General features: G+C 69.0%; 19 protein-coding genes. 11 read left to right on the top strand and 8 right to left on the bottom strand.

What is annotated here, in order from left to right; translation table 11 throughout:
* Positions 1-18: 18 nt before the first annotated feature.
* The 3 genes from ACWDPV_RS07105 to acs all read right to left on the bottom strand — a co-directional run bounded on the left by ACWDPV_RS07105 (position 19) and on the right by acs (position 3,633).
* Entirely contained in the window at positions 19-957 is a 939-nt protein-coding gene (locus ACWDPV_RS07105; protein WP_449742332.1) for an alpha/beta fold hydrolase, read from the bottom strand.
* 3 nt (positions 958-960) lie between these two features.
* Complete coding sequence (locus tag ACWDPV_RS07100) at positions 961-1,488, bottom strand: phage holin family protein (RefSeq protein WP_449742331.1); 528 nt, start codon at positions 1,486-1,488, stop codon at positions 961-963.
* Between the two features lie 192 nt (positions 1,489-1,680).
* On the bottom strand, positions 1,681-3,633 hold the full coding sequence (acs, locus tag ACWDPV_RS07095) for an acetate--CoA ligase (protein ID WP_449742330.1): 1,953 nt from the start codon (positions 3,631-3,633) through the stop codon (positions 1,681-1,683).
* 209 nt (positions 3,634-3,842) lie between these two features.
* Between acs and ACWDPV_RS07090 the strand changes: the two genes are divergently transcribed.
* On the top strand, positions 3,843-4,598 hold the full coding sequence (locus tag ACWDPV_RS07090) for an oxidoreductase (RefSeq protein ID WP_449742329.1): 756 nt from the start codon (positions 3,843-3,845) through the stop codon (positions 4,596-4,598).
* 639 nt (positions 4,599-5,237) lie between these two features.
* On the opposite strand, the gene ACWDPV_RS07085 is transcribed toward ACWDPV_RS07090, so the two are convergent.
* Complete coding sequence (locus ACWDPV_RS07085) at positions 5,238-6,047, bottom strand: HAD family hydrolase (protein ID WP_449742328.1); 810 nt, start codon at positions 6,045-6,047, stop codon at positions 5,238-5,240.
* Between the two features lie 415 nt (positions 6,048-6,462).
* Between ACWDPV_RS07085 and ssd the strand changes: the two genes are divergently transcribed.
* Genes ssd through ACWDPV_RS07065 form a run of 4 tightly spaced genes read left to right on the top strand, consistent with a single transcriptional unit; the run spans position 6,463 to position 10,188 of the window.
* Positions 6,463-7,599, top strand: coding sequence for a septum site-determining protein Ssd (gene ssd, locus ACWDPV_RS07080; RefSeq protein WP_449742327.1), 1,137 nt, complete (start codon positions 6,463-6,465; stop codon positions 7,597-7,599).
* Entirely contained in the window at positions 7,596-8,768 is a 1,173-nt protein-coding gene (locus ACWDPV_RS07075) for a TadA family conjugal transfer-associated ATPase (protein ID WP_449742326.1), read from the top strand. Before ssd ends, ACWDPV_RS07075 begins: the two co-directional genes overlap by 4 nt.
* Positions 8,765-9,565 carry a type II secretion system F family protein gene (locus ACWDPV_RS07070; RefSeq protein WP_449742325.1) on the top strand — a complete coding sequence of 267 codons (801 nt, stop codon included), beginning with the start codon at positions 8,765-8,767 and terminating at the stop codon, positions 9,563-9,565. The genes ACWDPV_RS07075 and ACWDPV_RS07070 overlap by 4 nt, the downstream gene beginning before the upstream one ends.
* Positions 9,562-10,188, top strand: coding sequence for a type II secretion system F family protein (locus ACWDPV_RS07065; RefSeq protein WP_449742324.1), 627 nt, complete (start codon positions 9,562-9,564; stop codon positions 10,186-10,188). Before ACWDPV_RS07070 ends, ACWDPV_RS07065 begins: the two co-directional genes overlap by 4 nt.
* Before the next feature lie 319 nt (positions 10,189-10,507).
* On the opposite strand, the gene ACWDPV_RS07060 is transcribed toward ACWDPV_RS07065, so the two are convergent.
* A complete protein-coding gene (locus ACWDPV_RS07060; RefSeq protein WP_449742323.1) occupies positions 10,508-11,542 on the bottom strand; it encodes an NAD(P)/FAD-dependent oxidoreductase in 1,035 nt (344 codons plus the stop codon).
* Between the two features lie 102 nt (positions 11,543-11,644).
* Between ACWDPV_RS07060 and ACWDPV_RS07055 the strand changes: the two genes are divergently transcribed.
* The 4 genes from ACWDPV_RS07055 (at position 11,645) to ACWDPV_RS07040 (ending at position 13,439) form a co-directional block, all read left to right on the top strand.
* Positions 11,645-12,283 carry a TetR/AcrR family transcriptional regulator gene (locus ACWDPV_RS07055; protein ID WP_449742322.1) on the top strand — a complete coding sequence of 213 codons (639 nt, stop codon included), beginning with the start codon at positions 11,645-11,647 and terminating at the stop codon, positions 12,281-12,283.
* A 117-nt stretch (positions 12,284-12,400) separates the two neighbouring features.
* Entirely contained in the window at positions 12,401-12,622 is a 222-nt protein-coding gene (locus tag ACWDPV_RS07050; RefSeq protein WP_449742321.1) for a DUF4244 domain-containing protein, read from the top strand.
* A gap of 66 nt (positions 12,623-12,688) precedes the next feature.
* On the top strand, positions 12,689-13,033 hold the full coding sequence (locus ACWDPV_RS07045) for a TadE family type IV pilus minor pilin (protein WP_348805313.1): 345 nt from the start codon (positions 12,689-12,691) through the stop codon (positions 13,031-13,033).
* A 13-nt stretch (positions 13,034-13,046) separates the two neighbouring features.
* On the top strand, positions 13,047-13,439 hold the full coding sequence (locus tag ACWDPV_RS07040; protein WP_449742320.1) for an Rv3654c family TadE-like protein: 393 nt from the start codon (positions 13,047-13,049) through the stop codon (positions 13,437-13,439).
* Positions 13,440-13,458: 19 nt separating this feature from the next.
* Here ACWDPV_RS07040 and ACWDPV_RS07035 read toward each other — a convergent pair whose 3' ends face one another.
* Positions 13,459-14,943, bottom strand: coding sequence for an MFS transporter (locus ACWDPV_RS07035; protein WP_449742319.1), 1,485 nt, complete (start codon positions 14,941-14,943; stop codon positions 13,459-13,461).
* A gap of 154 nt (positions 14,944-15,097) precedes the next feature.
* Here ACWDPV_RS07035 and ACWDPV_RS07030 point away from each other — a divergent pair, with 154 nt between their 5' ends.
* Positions 15,098-15,721, top strand: a complete 624-nt coding sequence (locus tag ACWDPV_RS07030; RefSeq protein WP_449742318.1) for a hypothetical protein — start codon at positions 15,098-15,100, stop codon at positions 15,719-15,721.
* 28 nt (positions 15,722-15,749) lie between these two features.
* Here the strand turns inward: ACWDPV_RS07030 and ACWDPV_RS07025 are convergent, their stop codons facing one another.
* Both ACWDPV_RS07025 and ACWDPV_RS07020 read right to left on the bottom strand, forming a co-directional pair.
* A complete protein-coding gene (locus tag ACWDPV_RS07025) occupies positions 15,750-16,295 on the bottom strand; it encodes a hypothetical protein (RefSeq protein ID WP_449742317.1) in 546 nt (181 codons plus the stop codon).
* A 143-nt stretch (positions 16,296-16,438) separates the two neighbouring features.
* Positions 16,439-18,805 (bottom strand): DEAD/DEAH box helicase, encoded by a 2,367-nt coding sequence (locus ACWDPV_RS07020; RefSeq protein ID WP_449742316.1) that lies wholly within the window; start codon positions 18,803-18,805, stop codon positions 16,439-16,441.
* 407 nt (positions 18,806-19,212) lie between these two features.
* Here ACWDPV_RS07020 and ACWDPV_RS07015 point away from each other — a divergent pair, with 407 nt between their 5' ends.
* Positions 19,213-19,416, top strand: coding sequence for a cold-shock protein (locus ACWDPV_RS07015; protein WP_004022110.1), 204 nt, complete (start codon positions 19,213-19,215; stop codon positions 19,414-19,416).
* Positions 19,417-19,488 lie beyond the last annotated feature (72 nt).

The raw sequence follows: 19,488 nt of genomic DNA, 5'->3' as shown, positions 1-19,488 counted from the left end.
CCCGGACGTCAGACGCCGCTATGTCGGCGTCGTCCGCAGCAACTCGATCAGATGGGCGTTGAGCGCCTCGGGTTGTTCCTGATGGGCGAAGTGTCCGCTGCCGGGAATCTCGCGATGGGTGAATTCCTCGGCCCACGTGTGGCTTTCGGTCATCACGTGCTCGGTGATGAAGGGGTCGTCGGCACCGCGCAGTGACAGCGTCGGGATGTGTAGTCGCCGGTGCATCAGGCGCATGAACCTGATGCCCTCGGGCCGGAACTGGGAGCGGAAGGCCCACCGCTGATACTCCAGGCTGGAATGCGCGACGTAGGGGATCTGGATCGCCGAACGGTTGCGGGTGACCGCCTCGGCGTAGTCGTCGGTGCGTTTCCAGGCCTGGCCGGCGCGCCGCCCGAAGTAGCGGCCGACGAAGGCGCCGTCGCGTCGGGTCAGCCGTGACTCGGCGTAGCGCGGGAGCTGATTGACCAGGAACCCGGGCAGGAATGACGATCGCAGATCGGTGCGCAGGAGCACGTCGTGCCGCAGCGATCGGGGATGCGGTGAGGCGATCACCGCGATGGCCGAGACCACCCGGGGATGCAGGGTGGCCGTCGCCCAGCACACGAGACCGCCGTCGGCGTGCCCGACGAGGGTGGCGCTGGTATGGCCGAGCGCGCGGATCAGCCCGTTCGTGTCACCGGCGAGCGTCCAGCCGTCGTAACCGCGGGGCGGTTTGTCGCTGTCGCCGTAGCCGCGCAGGTCCACCGCGACGGCCCGGAAACCGGCCTGCGAGAGCGCACCCAACTGGTGCCGCCAGCTCCACCAGAACTCGCCGAACCCGTGCAGCAACAGCACCAGCGGGCGGTCGGCGATCGGCTCGTCGACCTCGACGGCGTGGAACCGGAGGCCGTTCGCCCGGACATCGAGGTGACGCCAGATGCCGGGCAGCCGCACGCTCGACGGGTCGGGCGCGACCACGTGTCAGCCTTCGCGGGCGGGCGGGATGTTCGGATGGTCCGTGGCGACGGCCGCCTTCGAACGGTCGGTATGCGCCGGCGACGTCGGCAGGACGGTCTGGATCTCCTTGACGGAGGCGATCGTCTTCTTGGGCCCGCGGACCTTGCGGAAGAACAGGTAACCGGCGATCGCCACGACGATGGTGATGAGGATCAGCAGACCCAGCACGATCAGGTAGGCCGCCCAGCGAGGCAGCCACACCGCGATCAGCTCGGCGAGGAAGATGAAGAAGAACAGGCTGGCGTAGAGGGCGGTCACGCCGGCGATGATCAGCGCGCCGGTACCGGCACCGGCCTTCTTGGCCTCGTCGACGAGCTCCGCCTTGGCCAGTGCGACCTCGGAACGCACCAGCGTCGACATGCTCGCGGTCGCGTCCTTGACCAGGTTGCCGATGCTCGGTTCGCCCTTGGGGCCGAGATCCGCGTCCGACAGCGGGATCGCGGGGACCGGCCGGCTGCTCGGTGCAGTCTGGCCGTTGTCGTTTCGGCTCACAGGATCCTCCGTCTCTGGGGTGTGTGGGTTATGTTGCCATGCTGCCCCGCGTCGGGGTCGATGGAGTGTCGCCCTCGGACCCGGACGCAACTGAGCGGCGCTCCCGGCGGGGAGCGCCGCTCACTGCGGTCGCGACGCGGTGGTGATCGGTCGCTCGGGCCTTCCGCCGCAGCTCAGGCCCGATGATCTGACTCAGGCCTTCTTGGCGCGGATGGCCTCGAAGACCGACGGATCGACCAGGGTGGAGGTGTCGCCGAGTTCGCGGCCCTCCGCGACGTCCTTGAGCAGGCGTCGCATGATCTTGCCCGAGCGGGTCTTGGGCAGTTCGGGGACGACGTTGATCTCACGCGGTTTGGCGATGGGGGAGATCTCGATCGACACCTGCTGGCGCAGTTCGGCGATGAGGGTCTCGCCGGTGTTCTCGACACCTTCGCGCAGGATGACGAAGGCGACGATGCCCTGGCCGGTGGTCTCGTCGGCGGCGCCGATGACGGCGGCCTCGGCGACCCCGGAGTGCCCGACGAGCGCGGATTCGACCTCGGCGGTCGAGATGCGGTGCCCGGAGACGTTCATGACGTCGTCGACACGGCCGAGGACCCACAGGGCGTGATCGTCGTCGTAGCGGGCGCCGTCACCGGCGAAGTACCAGCCGTGCTCAGCGAACCGGGACCAGTAGGTGTCGCGGTAGCGTTCGTCGTCGCCCCAGATGCCGCGCAGCATCGACGGCCACGGCTTGTCCAGGACGAGGTAGCCCTGTTCGCCGGCACCGACTGGGTTGGCGTTGTCGTCGACGATGGTGGCGCTGATACCGGGCAGCGGGCCCATCGCCGATCCCGGCTTGGTGGAGGTGACGCCGGGCAGCGGGGAGATCATGATGGCGCCGGTCTCGGTCTGCCACCAGGTGTCCACGATTGGGGCCTTGTTGCCGCCGATCACGTCGCGATACCACTTCCACGCCTCGGGGTTGATCGGCTCGCCGACCGAACCGAGCAGCCGCACCGACGACAGGTCGTGGGCGTCGGGGATCTCCCGGCCCCACTTCATGAAGGTGCGGATCAGCGTCGGCGCGATGTAGTAGATGGTGACGCCGTAGCGCTCGATGATCTCGAAGTGGCGATGTTCGTTGGGGGAGTTGGGGGTTCCCTCGTAGACGACCTCGGTGGCGCCGTTGGACAGCGGACCGTAGACGAGGTAGCTGTGCCCGGTGACCCAGCCGATGTCGGCGCCGCACCAGAAGACGTCGCGACCTTCCTTGTGGTCGAAGACGTAGTGGAAGGTGTAGGACGCCTGGGTGAGGTAGCCACCGGAGGTGTGCACGATGCCCTTGGGCTTACCGGTGGTGCCCGAGGTGTACAGCAGGAACAGCGGGTGCTCGGAGTCGAAGGCCTCCGGCTCGTGTTCGGGGGATTGTTCGGCGACGGTGTCCTCCCACCACACATCGCGACCCTCCACCCACGGCAGGTCCGGATCGTGGTTGGTGCGGCGCACCACGATGACCTTCTCAACCGACTCCGCGGCGTCGTCGCCGGTGCCGAGGGCCTCGTCGACGGCGGTCTTGAGCGGGGCGGGCTTGCCGCGGCGGTACTGGCCGTCGGTGGTGATGACGAGCTTGGCCGACGCGTCGTCGACGCGGGAGCGCAGGGCGCCGGAGGAGAATCCGGCGAAGACCACCGAGTGGGTCAGACCGAGGCGGGCGCAGGCCAGCATCGAGATCAGTGCCTCGGGGATCATCGGCATGTAGATGGCCACCCGGTCGCCGGCGGTCAGGCCGATCGCGGTGAAGTAGTTCGCGGCGCGGCTCACCTCGTCCTTGAGCTGGGCGTAGGTGATGTCGCGGGAATCGCCGGGCTCACCGACCCAGTGGATCGCGACGCGATCGCCCTTGCCCGCGGCGACGTGGCGGTCGACGCAGTTGACCGACACATTCAGCTTGCCGCCGACGAACCACTTCGCGAACGGGGCGTCCGACCAGTCGAGGACCTGGGAGAAGTCGGTGTCCCAATCGAGGCGTCGGGCCTGCTCGGCCCAGAAGCCCAGGCGGTCGGCCTCGGCGCGGTCATAGAGTTCGGCGGTGCCGTTGGCCTGGGCGGCGAACTCCTCCGACGGCGGGTAACCGGGAACGGTTTCGGATGCGGATGTGGTCATCGGATTGCATGGCCTTTCGCTGGTCGGCAACAGATCGCGGATAGCCGCCGCGCGTGACGCGGCGACCGTGGGGAACCTATTGTGAGGGTAGTCACGTTGGATGGCCGTTGCAGACACCGCGGGCCACTGCGCGCGACGAATGGTGGGTGGTGTTCGGTGAGCGGCGCCCGGTCACCGTCGGGTGGGCGCCACGGGTAGGGTTCGACCACGTGACCGCCGATCCGCTCGCCCCCCTGGCCGACCTGCCCGGGGTGAGCGCCGCCGCCGACACCGCGCGTGACGCGCTCGCGGCCGTGCATCGTCATCCCGCCAATCTGCGTGGCTGGGACAAGACCGCGACCGAGGCGTCGTGGCGCGCCGGGCGGTCCTCGGCCGCGATCGACGGGGGCAGCGTCGAGTTGCGCCGTGACGGTGACTTCGACGATCCGATCCTGGCCGGCGCGATGCGGGTGGCCCAGGCCCTCGACGGCGACGCCGCCGACTCGTTGACCGCGATCTTCCGCCGCGCCCCGGCGCAGGCCTTCGCCCGGCTGCACATGCTGGCCGCGGCCGATCTGGTCGACGATCCCGACGACCTCGGCCGGCCCCGCGCCGGTGCCGAGGTCGCCGACCGGCTGGACCTGCTGGCCCAGCTGATCACCGGCTCCACCCGGGTGGCGGCCCCGATCCTGGCCGCGGTCGTCCACGGCGAGTTGCTGAGTCTGGGGGCCTTCCCGACGGCCAACGGAGTGGTGGCGCGCGCCGCGTCACGGTTGGTCTGTATGTCGACGGGCCTCGATCCGCACAATCTGGGCGTGCCGGAGGTGACGTGGCTGCGGCGGGTCGCCGACTACCGGGTGCTCTCGAAGGCATTCGGCACCGGCCGTCCGGAGGCGCTGGGGGAGTGGATCATCTTCTGCTGCGAGGCGCTGAGCGCCGGTGCGGCCGAGGCGAGGTCGATCGCCGACGCCGCGCGTGCCGGTTGAGGCGAAGCCTCCCGATTTCGTTGACAGCGCTCTGGTTTTCGTTGACAGCGCCCTGAATCCCGTTGACGGCGCCCTGAATCCCGTTGACGGCGCCCTGAATCCCGTTGACGGCGCTCGCTTCTTCACCGACAGCGCTTGTTCTCCCCCACACACAACACTGCGGGCGGCGCCCTCGTCGTCAACGAAGGTGCCGCCCGCAAAGCACGGACTCAAGCTACCAAGCGTGCTTGGTGGGTTGTGGTTACCGCCTCGGCGATTGACCTCGACTATGAAATCGAATTCTGTTCCGGCGCTGCCAATCTCGTCCCATCACGCCGTCATCCGTGGATTCCGTCGGCGCTGTCCGAGGGTCGGGGCGCTGCCATTCCATCTTCGTCACATGGCCTCGATGTCGCAGGCGCACAACACTTGTGCCTTATGCGGCTTGCTCCGCGTGGGTACTTGCCGCCCGTGCTGGGAAGGCTCGGGATGGGGGCTCGCTCCTTCTCTTCCGGATCGAGCGTTGCCTTCCGAGGTTCCGTAAGACCTTTGTACACCGTGATGCCGATCACAGCAAGACTCAAGCGTGTCAACGTTCGGTGGAGTTCTCGTAACCTGCGGTTCATGCTGGTACGCAACAACTTCCGGGTGCCGAGGCGGCTACCGGGAAGTCGTTCGGCGCACTCCCATCCCGTAGCCGACGGCCGCTCCGACGCCGACGACGAGTGCCGCCGCGAGGGCCGGCGCCGCGGCGGATGCCGCCGACGGTTCGGTCTCGAGCGCGAAGTCGTAGATCGGCCAGCCGTGGTTCTCGGCCTGCCGGCGTAGTGCTCGATCGGGGTTGACGACGCGCGGGTGGCCGACGGATTCGAGCATCGGGACGTCGGTGATCGAGTCGGTGAAGGCGTAGCTTTTGTCGAGATCGTAGCCGTATTCGGCGGCCACGCTCTCGATCGCCGAGCGCTTCTCCTCCCCGTAGCAGTAGTAGGTCAGTTCACCCGTGTAGTGACCGTCGTCGTCGACGCGCATCTCGCTGGCTCGGACGTGGTCGACGCCGAGCAGTGCGCCGATGGGTTCGACGATGTCGTGGCCGGATGCGGACACCAGGACGACGTCGTGACCCTGATCGTGGTGCAACGCGATGAGTTCGGCGGCGCCGGCGTAGATCAGCGGAGTGACGACTTCGTCGAGCGATTCGGCCACGATCCGCTGCACCTGGGTCGCATCCCATCCGCGGCACATGGTGGTGACGTGGCGCCGCAGGCGTTCGACGTGGTCGGCGTCAGCCGGGGAGAGGGCGAAGGTGAGTTGGTTGAAGACCGACTTCATCAGGGTTCGGGTGTCGAGTAGTCCGCCGTGGAAGAACTCGCGGCTGAAGGCGAGGATGGACGACTTGGCGATGACCGTTTTGTCTAGATCGAAGAAGGCTGCGACGTCCGGCCCGGGCGTGGGTGGGCGGCCATCGCTCATCGTCGGATGATACGACTCTCGGCGACGCCATAAGTCGACTTCGGTTATCTCGCGCGTTGCGGTCGATGCAGTGCCCGTTCGGGTTGGTAAAGCCCGTTTGGGGTTGGTAAACCCGCAGGCAGTGAGATGAAAATGCGCGGTTGTGTCGGCTCTCGATTGTGCTTGCGGGCAGCGATCGAGGGTGTATAGTCGGTGGTAGCCGGTCTTCGGACCGGTGCCTTTCAGCCCGACCCCCCGGGGCTGAAACGCGATGACCCCGGCCTCCTCCCCCCCTGGCCGGGGTCGTCCTCTATCTGAGGCACGTTTCCCCGAGTAACCCCCAGTGGCTGTGCACAGTCAGCGCGGTCTCCACAGATCAGTGCGTCAATCCGTCCGGGTCCCCGGCGTGGGCCCGGGATTCGGTCACCATGACGCCATGTCCGACTCCCTGCTGGCCCTCGTCGATCCCGCCCTGTGCGACGACGTTGCCCGATGCGCCGCCGCCGCCGGTTACCACCTCGTCGTGGCCGACCCGCAACGGTGCCGCGCCGAGTGGCTGCGGGCTCGCGCGGTCGTCGTCGATCCGTCGGCGGTGGCCGTGCTCGGCAACACCGCCGTCCCGCGACGGCCCGGTGTGCTGCTCGTCGCCGACACGCCGCCGGCGGCGACCACATGGCGAGCGGCCATGGATCTCGGCGCCGGTGATGCCGCGCTCCTTCCCGCCGACGAGTCCCACCTGGTCCGACGACTGACCGAATTGCGCACCCCGCGTCAGGCCACCGCCGGCGCCATCGCGCTGATGGCCGCCCACGGTGGAGCCGGGGCTTCGGTGCTGGCCGCCGCGGTCGCCCTCGCCGCCGGCGACGCGGGCGAGGAGGTGCTGCTCCTCGACGTCGACGAGTTCGGCGGCGGTGTCGATCTGCTGCTCGGCATCGAGGACCGGCCGGGCCTGCGCTGGCAGGACCTCGCGATCGAGGCTGGCGCGGTCAACGGTCAGGCGCTGCGTCATGCGTTGCCGAAGGCCGACGACCGCCTTTCGGTGCTCACCGGTCGCCGCGACGACGGTGCGCCGTTGACCCCCGACGCGGTGCTCGCCACCGTCGATGCCGGCCGCGCCCACGGCGATCTGGTGGTCGTCGACCTGCCACGCACCGATACCGACATCGTGCGCGGCGTTGTCGAATCGGTGGATCTGGTGGTCCTCGTCGCCGCTCCGACGGTGTCCGGGTGCGCCGCGGCCCGCCGGGTGGCCGACCGACTTCTCGGCGATGCCGCCGAGGTGGGGCTGGTGATCCGCGGGCCGTCGCCGGGCGGTCTGCGGCCCGCGCAGATCGCCGACGCCGTCGGTCTGCCGCTCCTCGCGGCCTTCCGTCCGGATCCGAGACTGCCCGGACGCGTGGAAATCGGACGGCTGCAACCGGGTTCGCGTAGCCCGCTGGGGCGGGCGGCGACGGCGGTGTATCGCGCCGTCACTGTCGCCGACCACGGGCCGGCGTCGGGTCCCGGCGTCCGAACCGCCGTCGCCGGTCGGTCCGCCCCGCCACCCGCGGCCGGTGATCGGTCGGTCGCATGAGGGCGGCACACGCCGACGAGGCGCTCCTCGATCGGGTGCGTACCCGGCTCGCCGCCGAGAAGGCCGAGGTGACCGCTGCGGTCATCGCCGACGCGATCCGTGCCGAATCCGGCGGGGTGCTCGGTGACACCGACCTGCTCGCGGTGCTGCGTTACCTGCAGACCGAACTGACCGGCGCGGGGCGCCTCGAGGAACTCCTCGCCGAGCCCGACATCACCGACATCCTCGTCGTCGGGCCGGACCGGGTGTGGGTCGACCGCGGAACGGGGCTGGCGCGCACCGATATTCGATTCGACGACGATGCCGCGGTGCGACGCCTCGCCGGGCGTCTGGCACTGAGTGCCGGTCGACGCCTCGACGACGCGCAACCGTGGGTCGACGGGCAGCTGTCGAGCCTGGGCCGCCGTGGTTACACGGTGCGGCTGCACGCGATGATCCCACCGCTCTCGGCCGACGGAACCTGCCTGTCGCTGCGGGTGTTACGCACCGCCAGTATGGGATTCGATGCACTCGTCGCCGCCGACGCCATCCCCGCCGAAGCTGCCGATCTGCTCCGCGGCATCCTCGACGCGCGGCTGTCCTTCCTCATCGTCGGCGGAACGGGGTCGGGTAAGACGACCCTGCTCGGCGCGCTCATCGAGCAGATGGCCGATACCGAGCGGATCGTCTGCGTCGAGGACGCCCTGGAACTGACACCGACACATCCGCATGTGGTCCGGCTGGTCGCGCGAACCGCGAATGTCGAAGGTGCCGGCGAGGTCCCGGTGCGGGCGCTGGTGCGGCAGGCGTTGCGGATGCGGCCGGACCGGATCATCGTCGGTGAGGTGCGTGGTGCGGAGGTGATCGACCTGCTCACCGCACTCAACACCGGGCACGACGGCAGTGGCGGTACGCTGCACGCCAATTCGACCGCCGAGGTGCCCGCACGGATGGAAGCGCTTGCGGCACTGGGCGGAATGGGGCGCGCGGCACTGCACAGCCAGCTCGGTGCCGCGGTGGACGTCGTCATCGGCGTCTCCCGACGCGCGGACGGCACCCGGGGTATCGCGGAGATCGGGATGCTGCATCGGGAGACCGACGGACTTGTCACGATCGTCCCGGTCTGGCTGTCCGGCAGCGGGATCACCGAGTTTCACCCACAGCTCCGCGGAGTGATGGCACGCCGATGACGCCGGTACTTCTCGCGCTCGCGTGCGCGGTCCTGTGGACGGGTCGCCCTCGCGCTGCACACCGACTGCAACGCATCCGACTCGCGTCGCGGTCGTCGGTGCCCGGCCTCGCGCGGTGGCCGATCATGATGCCCGGCATGGGTGCCGTGGCGGTGATCGGCGGTGCCGCGCCGGCGATCGCGGCGGGCATCGTGGCCGGGGTGGCATGGTGGCTGTCGCGACATCGGCGCAGGATCGCCGAGCGTGCGCACCACCGCGACGAACTTCTCACGGCGCTGACGCTGATGATCGCCGAACTTTCGGTCGGCGCACCACCGGCACGAGCATGTTCAGTTGCCGCACAAGAGATGTCGACGGGAAACGACGGTACGAGCACCGTCGCGGCGGCGTTGTCGGTGCTCGCCGGACGTGCCGAACTCGGCGGCACCATCGTCGTCGACGCCGATGCGGGTACCGATGACGAGTCGTGGAGCCGGATCGCGATCGCCTGGCAGACCGCGGACCGATACGGACTACCCCTGGCCGAACTGCTGGACTCGGTCCGCGCAGATCTGGTGGAGCGCCGCGGGTTTGACGATCGCACCCGTGCCGGACTGGCCGGTCCCCGGGCGACGGCATCGGTTCTCGCGGTGCTGCCGTTGCTGGGTATTGCGTTGGGACAGGCCACGGGTGCGCGTCCGGTGCAGATCCTGACCGGCGGTGGGGTCGGCGGGGTGTTGCTGGTGGTCGGTGCGTCGTTGGTGGCCGCCGGGCTGGTGTGGTCGGAACGGATCTCCGACAAGGTGATCACCCGATGACCACGATGGTGATGCTGTGTCTCGCCGGTGCGTGCTGGTGCTGGCCGGAGCGTCGATGGGTCCTCTACCGGGTCACCGACATGCCGGTGCGCAACCGTGAGCCCCGGTGGCTCGGCGTCGTCACGCGCCCCGACGATCCCTTCGCAGTCGCGGCGACACTGGATCTGCTCGCGGTCTGTCTGCGTGCGGGGTTACCCGTCGCGGTGTCGGTCCGGGTTGCCGCACAAAGTGCCCCGACCGGTTTGGCGCGCCCACTGGCCGGAGCGGCCGAACTGCTTTCCCTCGGAGCCGATCCCCAGCAGGCGTGGGCACCCGCATCCACCTCCCGAGCCGATCGCCGATGGTGGCGGCATCGGCGCAATGAGTCCGCCATGACATGTTTCGACGAACTCGCCACCCTGGCGCGGCGATCGGCGCGGGCCGGTTCTGCGCTCTCGCAGGGGGTCACCGACCTCGCCCTGACCGTGCGGCGTCGGGCGAATGACGATGCCCTGGCCCGCGCTGAACGCGCCGGCGTCATGATCAGCGGACCGTTGGGCCTATGCTTCCTGCCGGCCTTCGTGTGCCTGGGTATCGTGCCGGTCGTCGTCGGGCTCGCCGCGCAGACCCTCGGCGGGATCTGACCGGGCCTTGAGAAGGGAATCGACGTTTCTCCCGGCACTCGCCGAGCATGCGCTGCTGCTGGAATCGTTGGATCGGTCCCGACCTCACCGGGGGTCACGTCGGGGCGTCGCAGTGCACGTGCGACCGACGCGGCCAGGGCCGCGACGGGCATCATCTCCGCGGGTCGGCGGGCCCGGTTGTAGATGTCGGCGAGAATTGACGTGTAGCCGATGTCCGCACCGGCCCGGCGGTACAACTCGTTTTCGAGGGGGCGGTGGCAGGGCCGGAGGCCAGGAAGTTGGTCCACTGATAGACCTCGACGCATTCCCATTCGCGTCGTCATGACCACATGCCGGTCGCCCGGTCGAGGGCCGCCGGATCGACGCCGTCACGCCCGGCCAGCACCGGTGCGAGGTACTCGCCGAGCAGCCGACCGTAGTGCAGGCCGTCGCGAATGCCCTGGGCGGTCACCGGATCCTTGAAGTGTCCGGCGTCGCCGGGCAGCGCCCAGCCCGGTCCGCTCGATCGGCGGAAGTAGGATTCGATGCCCACACACGAGCGCACACTCGAGCGCAGTTCGCAGCCCTGCAGTCGACGTGCCAACCCGGGCAGCGCCTCGATGCCACGCAGATAGGCGTCGTGGGCCCGGCGTCCGCGGAACTCGGGGATCAGGTCGATCGGAGGCTGCAGCAGGCACAGCAGATCCCCGCCGTCACACGGAAAGGCGGTGCCCAGCAGGCGGTCGACGCGCCACTGCGAGGCTATGTGCCGCAAGTCATCTCGATCGTCGGACCAGTAGGCGTAGTAGCACGCCCGTCCGCTGGGTGCGACGAGGGTGGGCCTCGCTGCACCGACGAGGGTGGCGACGAGACTCTTGCGTCCGTCCGCGCCGATGACGACGGGGGCACGCACCTCGTGCACCGCGCCGTCGTCGTCGGTGTAGACGAGCCCGGCCACCCGACCGCCGTCCCACACGAGATCGGTTGCGCTGCAACGTTCCCGGATCTCCGCGCCGGCCGCGCGTGCGGTGTCGACGAGGGCACGGTCGAGGTGGGTGCGGCGCACACACATCGCATAGTCGATACCGGACACCGGTGAATAGGGCGTCTGCCAACCGAGGTCGCCGAGCGAGGCCTGCGCCAGCGGCATCCGCGGGGCGCCGATCGCGGTGACAGCAGGTAACGCGCCGAGTGCGGCGATCTCGGCCATCGTCGTCGGCCACAGCAGATGGGTGGACAGGGTGTCGGACGGGAACCGGGCGGAGTCGATGGCCAGCACCCGAAGTCCGCGCTCGGCGAGGGCGGTGGCGGTGGCCGATCCGGCGATCCGCGCGCCGACGACAACTGCGTCGAACTGCTCGACGGCAGAGTCCATCGATGTTCCTCTCCGTCGACCCCCGACATGCAGTCCGACACAGTGTCAGGCGACGTTATCCCTGCGTATCGCATGTGTCAAGGCGGGCGGTAGGATCTCGGCATGGGCTCGGTGACGAGAACACACAGCGGGCACGGACCCCGCCGCCGGGCCGAGATCACCCGCCGCGTCCTCGACGCCGTGGAAGAGCTGTTGAGCTCCGGCGAACGATTCACCGAACTCCCGGTGCAACGGATCGCGGAGCACTCGGGCATGTCGCGCACCAACTTCTATCAGTACTTTCCCAACAAGAGTCACCTGCTGATCCAGGTGGCCGAGGTGGCGTCGGCGAAACTGTTCGCCGCCCCGGCATCGTGGTTCGCCGACGACGCATCACTCGATGCCGGCGTCGCGGGCGTGGAGTCGGCGGTCGCCGCGATGATCGCCGAGACCCGAGGACACTGGCCGCTGATGCGTGCGGTCGCCGAGGTCGCCGCGTACGACCCCGAGGTGGCGGAGTTCTACCACGGCCGGATCGGGGTGTTCGTCGACTTCGCATACGGGAAGGTCGCCCACTGGCAGGCGGCCGGCCGGGTCGATCCGGTGGTCACCCGGGAATCGGTCGCCGCCATCACCTGGATGGTGGAGCGCGCCGCGACCCAGCACATCATGGCGGTCGGGGACGACACCTCGGGTGACGCGGCGGTGGCCGCGGCGCAGGCCCGGATCATCTGGCTGACCATCACCGCCGGCCCCGAATGACGGTGCGGTAGAGAATTACTCGGTGTGCTCCGAAATTTCTCGGGGATTCGTGGAACCGTGGCGCCCTGCGGTGCGTCCAATCCCGTGAATCAACCCGACGATCGAAGGGACCACCCCATGTCATCTCACCGCAGATACCGTCAGACCCGTGACTGGATCACCGTTCGGACGCTGCGCCTGATCAGCGAGGACGACGCGATGAGCACCGCCGAATACGCCATCGGCACCGTGGCTGCGGCGGCCTTCGGTGCGATCCTGTACACCGTCGTCACCGGAGGTGACATCGTCTCGGCGTTGACCGGCATCATCAACAAGGCGTTGTCCACGTCGGTGAACTGAATGTCTCTGCAGGAAAGCAGAATTCGACGCCGGTGGCCGCGGCGTCTGATCACCGGGGAGTCCGGGATGGTGACGGTCGAAGCGGCGTACGGGATCTCGGCGATCATCGCGATACTGATCCTGGGCCTCGGGGTCATCGGTGCGGTCGTCACCGAGATCCGGTGCACCGACGCCGCTCGCGAGGTGGCACGACTCACCGCCTCCGGAGATGCGCAGGCACGTTCGGCGGCAACGGATCTGGTCGGTGGCGATGCGCGGATCTCGGTGACCACGACCGATGTCCGGATCGTCGTCGAGGTCACCGACGGCGTGCCGATGCTGCCGGGCGTGTCGATGACCGCCCGCGCGGTGGCCGTGCCGGAGCCCGACGGCTCCGATCAGGTGGAGTTCGCACCCGGGGTTGCTCCGTGACCGGGGTTGCACCGTGACGGCGGCATCGCGGCGTGGTGGGCTCGGCGCCGGTGTCGTCGCCGACGAGGACGGCTATGCGACGGTGGTGGCGGCCGGGGTGATCCTGGCCGTGCTGACGGTGCTGCTGATGGTCGTCCACGTCGGGGCGTCGGTCGTCGCACGGCACCGCGCCCAGTCCGCCGCCGACCTCGCGGCCCTGGCCGCCGCCGTCGATCAGGTGGGCGCCGCCGCCGATCCGTGTGCGTCGGCACGTGAGGTGATCGCCGATCAGCGAAGCGGCGCGCAGCTGAGGATGTGCAGTGTCCGAGGAGGTGATGTGGTGGTGGAGGTGGTGGTCCCGATCGAGTTGGGCGTGTTCGGGTCCCGGGAGGCCGGGGCCGCCGCGCGTGCCGGTCCGGTGGGTTGAGGGCGGGCCTGCGTCGGTGTCACCGGGCAGCCGCTGACGCGCCACGTCTGGCGGCGACGGCCGACGCCGCGGTGATCAGTGCCGCCACCAGCCCGAACGCGAGCAGCACCAGCCAGGCCGCCCGGGCGCCGTCGAGCAGGTCGGCGTGCGCCGGGCCGGTCGGATCGGTGGCGTCGGCGCGGCTGTCGTGTCCGGCGATGTGCAGGGTGAGCGTCACGACGGCCACGCCGATCGCGACGCCGACGTTGCGGAACATCGAGATCAGTGACCCGGCGGTCCCGGTGCCGCGTGCGGTGGCCGCCGACATGACGGCGGCGTTGTTGGCGGGCACGAACACGCCGAGTCCGACGCCGAGTGCGACCAGCGCGGGGACGATCCAGCCGAGCTCGATCGGATGGGTCGCCAACGCGGCCAGCGCCCCGAGCATCACCACACACGCCACCGCGGTGCGCGTCGTGTTGCCGACCCATGCGTGCAACCACACGGTCGACGCGACGGTGGCCACCAGGAATCCCGCGGGCATCGAGAACAGGATCACGCCGGTCTCGCTCACCGATCTGCCCAGGGGAACCAGGATCTGGGGGACGAGCACGGTGGGAGCGATCAGCAGGAGGTAGCTCACCAGGGCGCCGAACGCGCCGATGGCGATCTGCGGGGTGCGCATCGTCGGCGGATCGATCAGTGGGGCGGCGGCATGCTTCTCCCGATGCCAGAACGCCGGAACGGTGAGCAGGGGACTCGCCAGCAACGTGAGGGAGGCGGCCAGGCCCAGGGGGAGGCCGGAGAGTCCGGACAATCCGATCAGCAGGCCGACGGCGACCAGGCCGAGTAGAAGTGTTCCGGGCCAGTCGAATCGGGGCATGCGGCGACGGGCCGGTCCCGGCGGGAGGAGGATGAAGGCCGAGCCCAGCGCGAGAAGCCCGATCGGCACGTTGACCCAGAAGATCGACCGCCAGCCGAAGGCGTCGACGAGGAATCCGCCGCACATCGGTCCCAGCGCCAGGCCCGCCGACTGCATGGCCGCCTGGACGGCGAGCCCGTCGCGGAGTTTGTCCTTGGGCATGTTCTCGGTGACCATGGCGATCGCATTGCCGGCGATCGCCGCGCCGCCGGTACCCTGCAGGATACGAAAGGCGATGAGGGACACCAGGTCCGGTGCGACACTGCAGAGCAGTGAACTCACCGTGAACACCGCATACCCGTAGAGGTAGAGCGTCTTGCGGCCCAGGCCGTCGCCGAGCCGGGCGCACGGCGCGACCAGCGCGACCACCGTCAGCACGTAGGCCACCGACACCCACTGCACAGAGGCGAGGGAGGCGTCGAACGAGCGCTGCAGGGTCGGCAAGGCGAGTGTGACGATGCTCGAATCGAGCTGAACCATCAACGCGCCGAAGCTGATACCGGCGACGGTGTACCAGTACGACCGGGGTGATCGGTCCACCCAGGCGGGCCGTGCGAGCGTTCTCCAACCCGCGCTCGGCGGGGCACCCTCACCGACGTTCATGAGCGGTCATTGTGCCCGAGAACGCGGTCATTCGGCCATGCGACGACGTCCCGGCCCGTGACGCCCCGCCCGTCGCCACGACGATTCGTCCGGTGGAAGGAATCCGCGGCACTTCGCGTGCACCGTCGCTCCCGGCACTGCGACACTGGGCCGCATGTTCTCCGCGCTCCCACGACGTCCCACGCGGCGCCCCGTCGTCGTCACCATCGGGATGGTCCCGGCGCTGATCGTGGCGCTGACCGCCTGCCACTCCGGCACCGATTCGGCATCGGCGGGGTCGGCGTCGCCGGTCGTCGTGGTCACCGAAACCGCCACCGTCATCGTTCCACCCGGCGGCGGCCCCCCGACGACGATCACCCCGACACCGGCCGCCCAGACCCCGACCGGCGGGGGTGGCAATGCCACGCAGACCGCGACCACCCCCGCCGTCGACACCGCCGCCTACGCCGGTGACTGGATCGGCCACACCCGGCAGATGACGCTCAATCCCGACGGCAACGGCACCATGGAGGTGTTCAGTGGTGCGTCCAACGGCGAGACCTGGACGGTCACCTGGCGTGGCTCGGGATCGGGCATCGCGATCACCTTGGTGAGTCAACAGTCATCGGTCGGGTCCGGCAGCGGCGGATCCATGTACGCGGGCGCGACGTACAGCGCAACCCTGCAGACCGACGGCGACGGCGTGCGCTACCTGGCCATGACGGGCTTCGGGGATGCGACGAACACGGTCGCCTGGTGCAGCGATCGGTACGGCCGGTCACTCGAGTGCGGCGCCTGAAACCAGAAGCTCCTCCCCCGTGCGCCCCTCACCCGTGCGCTTCGTCGCCCACCACGATGCGTTTCGGGTACACCCGTACTGAATGCATGGGCGCGAACCAGACCTGCCCGAAGTACACCGATGTGTCGCCGCGGTAGGCGAGCTCGAGCGCGGCGTCGCCGACGGCGGTGCGGATGCGCGGGCGGACCGCCGCGACGAACGGCGCCCAGTGGACCACCTCACCCTCGGTGAGGAATCCGCCGGCCGCTGCCCACGTCTCACCGCTCTGCTCGTCGACGGTCGCCAGGTACACCTCGCCCAGCGACGGGCTGATGCGGGGGCCGACCATCGCGCTCTGCAGATACCAGTGCGCGGATTCGACGAATTCGCTGTCGTCGTGACGAACGGCGGTCCAGGCGTAGTGGATGTCGAGTGCGTCGAGGGCCTCGTCCTCGGAGAAGAACACGTCGCTCTCGCCGATCGTCGGCGGCAGACTATCCGGCTCTTGCGTCGGGCGGGCCAGGAGGTAGTACACCGGGCGCGCCCGCAGGATGGTCCGCGACGGTGTGCTCCGCCCCGAATCCCTGTCGTGCATTCGACCAGTATCACCGAGAACTCGCGGGTAGTCCCGCCACACATCGGAATTCGCAATCGTGCGTGCATCCACAAGGGATCGTCAATCGGTGCTGCCGGTGTCCCGGAACATCCGCTGAACAGCGCATATCGGTGGGGATGGGCTCAGTCCGGCGACTGCAGCAGCCGGCCGATCAACGTCAGGGTCGCGATCGCACCGGCCTTGTCCAACGGGTCGTTGCCGTTGCCGCACTTGGGGGACTGCACGCAGGAGGGGCATCCCGACTCGCATCCGCACCCGGCCACGGCGTGGCGGGTGGCGGCGATCCAGGTGGCGAACGCACCGAATCCGCGTTCGGCGAAGCCCGCGCCGCCCAGGTACCCGTCGTAGACGAAGACAGTCGGTAATCCGGTGTCGGGATGCAGGTTGGTCGACAGTCCGCCGATATCCCAGCGATCACACGTGGCGACGAGCGGCAGCAGCCCGATGGCCGCATGTTCGGCGGCGTGCAAGGAGCCCGGCAGGCGGGTGGCGTCGACGCCGACGTCCTCCAGGGCCTCGGGGTCGAGGGTGTACATCACCGCGCGGGTGTGCAGTGTCTGGGGCGGCATGTCCAGTTCCACCGCGTCGAGGACCTCCCCGGACAGCAGCGTCCGCAGGTAGCCGACCACCTGGTGGGTGACGTCGACGTCGACGAGTGCGGTCCGCAGCGGTCCGAATGACTCCTGCGAGAGCGTGTCGGTGATGGTGATCGCGGTGGTCTCGCGCGCCGACGTCGTCCAGTCGGGTTCCTCCGGGTGGGCCAGTGCGAGGCCGTCGTCGAGGGCGAGTTCGTCGACGACGAAGGTGCGTCCCTGATGGATGTGCACCGCGCCCGGATGCACGGTCGCCGGGGCCCGTCCGGCGTCGACGGTGCCGAGCAGTTCCGACGTCGTCGCGTCGACGATGAGGATCTGTCCGCCGATCCCGCCGCGGATGTCGATGTCGCCGTGCGGATCCACCCCGGGCGCCGGATACCAGCCGGCCGCGCGGCGGCGCAGCAACCCCTGTGCGGCGAGCTCGGCGACCGCGTCGTGCGCACCCCAGCGTTCGATCTCGTTGTCCTGCAACGGGTATTCGGTGGCGGCGCACAGCAGATGCGGTCCGAGGATGAAGGGATTGGTCGGATCGATGACCGGTGCCTCCACCGGGGTGCCGAGCAGGGCCTGCGGGTGGTGGACAAGGTAGGTGTCGAGGGGATCGTCGCGGGCGATCAGCACGACCAGGGCGTCGCCGGAGGTGCGTTGGCGTCCGGCCCGGCCGGCCTGCTGCCAGAAGGATGCGACGGTGCCCGGATATCCGGCGATGATGACCGCGTCCAGGCCGCTGATGTCCACGCCGAGCTCGAGGGCGTTGGTGGTGGCCACGCCGACGAGGTCGCCCGCCGAGATCGCCGCCTCGAGGCGGCGCCGGTCGTCGGCGAGGTAACCGGCCCGGTAGGCGGCGACCTTGTCCACCAGTTCGGGCGCACTGTGCGACAACAGCTTTCGTGCACCGAGGGCGGCGATCTCCACTCCGCGGCGGCTGCGGTGGAAGCACAGGGTCCGCGCCCCGTCGATCACGAAATCGGCCAGCAGTCGCGAGGATTCGGCTCCCGCGGAGCGTCGTACCGGTGCGTCGTTCTCGCCGGAGATGCCGGGCAGGAAGTCCGGTTCCCACAGTGCGACGGTGCGTTCGCCGCGCGGCGAACAGTCCTGCGTCACGACGACGGCCGGTTCGCCGATGAGCCGGGACAATGCGGCGCCCGGATCGGCGACCGTCGCACTGGCCGCGATCACAGTCGGATCAGACCCGCACGCCCGTGCCAGACGCAGCAGGCGTCGCAACACCAGGGCGGTGTGCGACCCGAACACGCCTCGGTAGTGGTGACATTCGTCGATCACGATGTAGCGCAGGTGGCGGAAGAACTGGCGCCACTGGCCGTGGACGGGCCCGGCTGCCGTCGGTGTGCCCCGCGCCAGGACGCCGGTGAGGATGCCCAGATGCAGCATGTCGGGGTTGGTGAAGATCCACCGGGAATGGGTCCGGGCCCAGTGCCGGATCTCGGTATCGGTGTCGCCGTCGTAGGCGCACGGCGCGAGATGGGAGAAGGCGGCCCGGCCGGCGGTGACCGCGGAGACCGCCCGGATCTGGTCGGTGCCCAATGCCTTTGTGGGAGCGAGGTAGAGGGCGGTGGCGCGCGGTTCGTCGAGCATTGCGGTCAGGATCGGCAGTTGATACGCCAAGGATTTTCCCGATGCGGTGCCGGTGGAGATGGCCACATGCCGCCCGGCGTGGGCGTGTTCGGCGGCCTGCACCTGATGTGCCCATGGCCGCTCGATGCCGTGGGCGGCGAACGCCGATCGGACCTCGTCGGCGACCCACTCCGGCCACTCGGCGAAAGTTGGTGCGCGCGAGGGGATGACGGATAGATGAGTGAGAGGACCAGAGTCCGTTTCGGTACCGGCGAGGCAGCGGCGCAACAGTTCGGTTCCGTAGGTGTGCAAAGTCATAGAGCGTGCATCGGGGTCGTGTCCGCACCTCGTCGACGTCGCAGAGTTTCGCTGTCGGACGGGGATTCGAGACCGGATCGATATGTTCCTCACTGGCGCGGGGTCTGTTCAGATGTTACCGACAGATTCCATCTGCTCGAAATCGTCCACATTTTCATTCGTCGTGGTTACTGCGACTATCGCTGACGCCCCGAACATGATTGACTATGTGCGGCCGCAGCTTCTCTCGGTACATCGTCACTGCGGTGTTCGGGGGAATCGGGTTGCAGCCGTGGTACTGAGTTTTACTCCTACGTGGGTGGTGTCCACCCATCCGGCGGGGCTTCTTCGAGGTATGGCGGTCAGACCGGCCACGGTACGGGGCCACCCCGTACTTGACAGTTGGCATGATGTAAAGGAATGCAGTAATGGCACAGGGAACTGTGAAGTGGTTCAACGCGGAGAAGGGCTTCGGCTTCATCGCTCCTGACGAGGGGTCCGACGACGTGTTCGTCCACTACTCCGAGATCCAGGGATCCGGTTTCCGCACCCTCGAAGAGAACCAGCGCGTTGAGTTCGAGGTCGGACAGGGCACCAAGGGCCCGCAGGCGACGGGCGTCCGCGCCGTCTGAGCCGATCTCGCGGAGACGCGAACAGGCTTCTCAAAAACCGCTCCCGTCCTGATATCAGGCCGGGAGCGGTTT

It is taken from the genome of Gordonia sp. NPDC003504 (assembly GCF_053587995.1).
Note: the sequence above shows the minus strand (reverse complement) of the source record. Positions and strands in the feature narration are given on the sequence as shown.

What these genes read in the sequence shown, in the direction of transcription:
- ACWDPV_RS07065 (WP_449742324.1), top strand. Translation starts at nt 9,562, where the DNA reads ATGACCACGATGGTGATGCTGTGTCTCGCCGGTGCGTGCTGGTGCTGG.
- ACWDPV_RS07075 (WP_449742326.1), top strand. Translation starts at nt 7,596, where the DNA reads ATGAGGGCGGCACACGCCGACGAGGCGCTCCTCGATCGGGTGCGTACC.
- ACWDPV_RS07030 (WP_449742318.1), top strand. Translation starts at nt 15,098, where the DNA reads ATGTTCTCCGCGCTCCCACGACGTCCCACGCGGCGCCCCGTCGTCGTC.
- ssd (WP_449742327.1), top strand. Translation starts at nt 6,463, where the DNA reads ATGTCCGACTCCCTGCTGGCCCTCGTCGATCCCGCCCTGTGCGACGAC.
- ACWDPV_RS07060 (WP_449742323.1), bottom strand. Translation starts at nt 11,542, where the DNA reads ATGGACTCTGCCGTCGAGCAGTTCGACGCAGTTGTCGTCGGCGCGCGG.
- ACWDPV_RS07025 (WP_449742317.1), bottom strand. Translation starts at nt 16,295, where the DNA reads ATGCACGACAGGGATTCGGGGCGGAGCACACCGTCGCGGACCATCCTG.
- ACWDPV_RS07035 (WP_449742319.1), bottom strand. Translation starts at nt 14,943, where the DNA reads ATGAACGTCGGTGAGGGTGCCCCGCCGAGCGCGGGTTGGAGAACGCTC.
- ACWDPV_RS07085 (WP_449742328.1), bottom strand. Translation starts at nt 6,047, where the DNA reads ATGAGCGATGGCCGCCCACCCACGCCCGGGCCGGACGTCGCAGCCTTC.
- ACWDPV_RS07045 (WP_348805313.1), top strand. Translation starts at nt 12,689, where the DNA reads ATGGTGACGGTCGAAGCGGCGTACGGGATCTCGGCGATCATCGCGATA.
- ACWDPV_RS07015 (WP_004022110.1), top strand. Translation starts at nt 19,213, where the DNA reads ATGGCACAGGGAACTGTGAAGTGGTTCAACGCGGAGAAGGGCTTCGGC.
- ACWDPV_RS07020 (WP_449742316.1), bottom strand. Translation starts at nt 18,805, where the DNA reads ATGACTTTGCACACCTACGGAACCGAACTGTTGCGCCGCTGCCTCGCC.
- acs (WP_449742330.1), bottom strand. Translation starts at nt 3,633, where the DNA reads ATGACCACATCCGCATCCGAAACCGTTCCCGGTTACCCGCCGTCGGAG.
- ACWDPV_RS07055 (WP_449742322.1), top strand. Translation starts at nt 11,645, where the DNA reads ATGGGCTCGGTGACGAGAACACACAGCGGGCACGGACCCCGCCGCCGG.
- ACWDPV_RS07070 (WP_449742325.1), top strand. Translation starts at nt 8,765, where the DNA reads ATGACGCCGGTACTTCTCGCGCTCGCGTGCGCGGTCCTGTGGACGGGT.
- ACWDPV_RS07050 (WP_449742321.1), top strand. Translation starts at nt 12,401, where the DNA reads ATGTCATCTCACCGCAGATACCGTCAGACCCGTGACTGGATCACCGTT.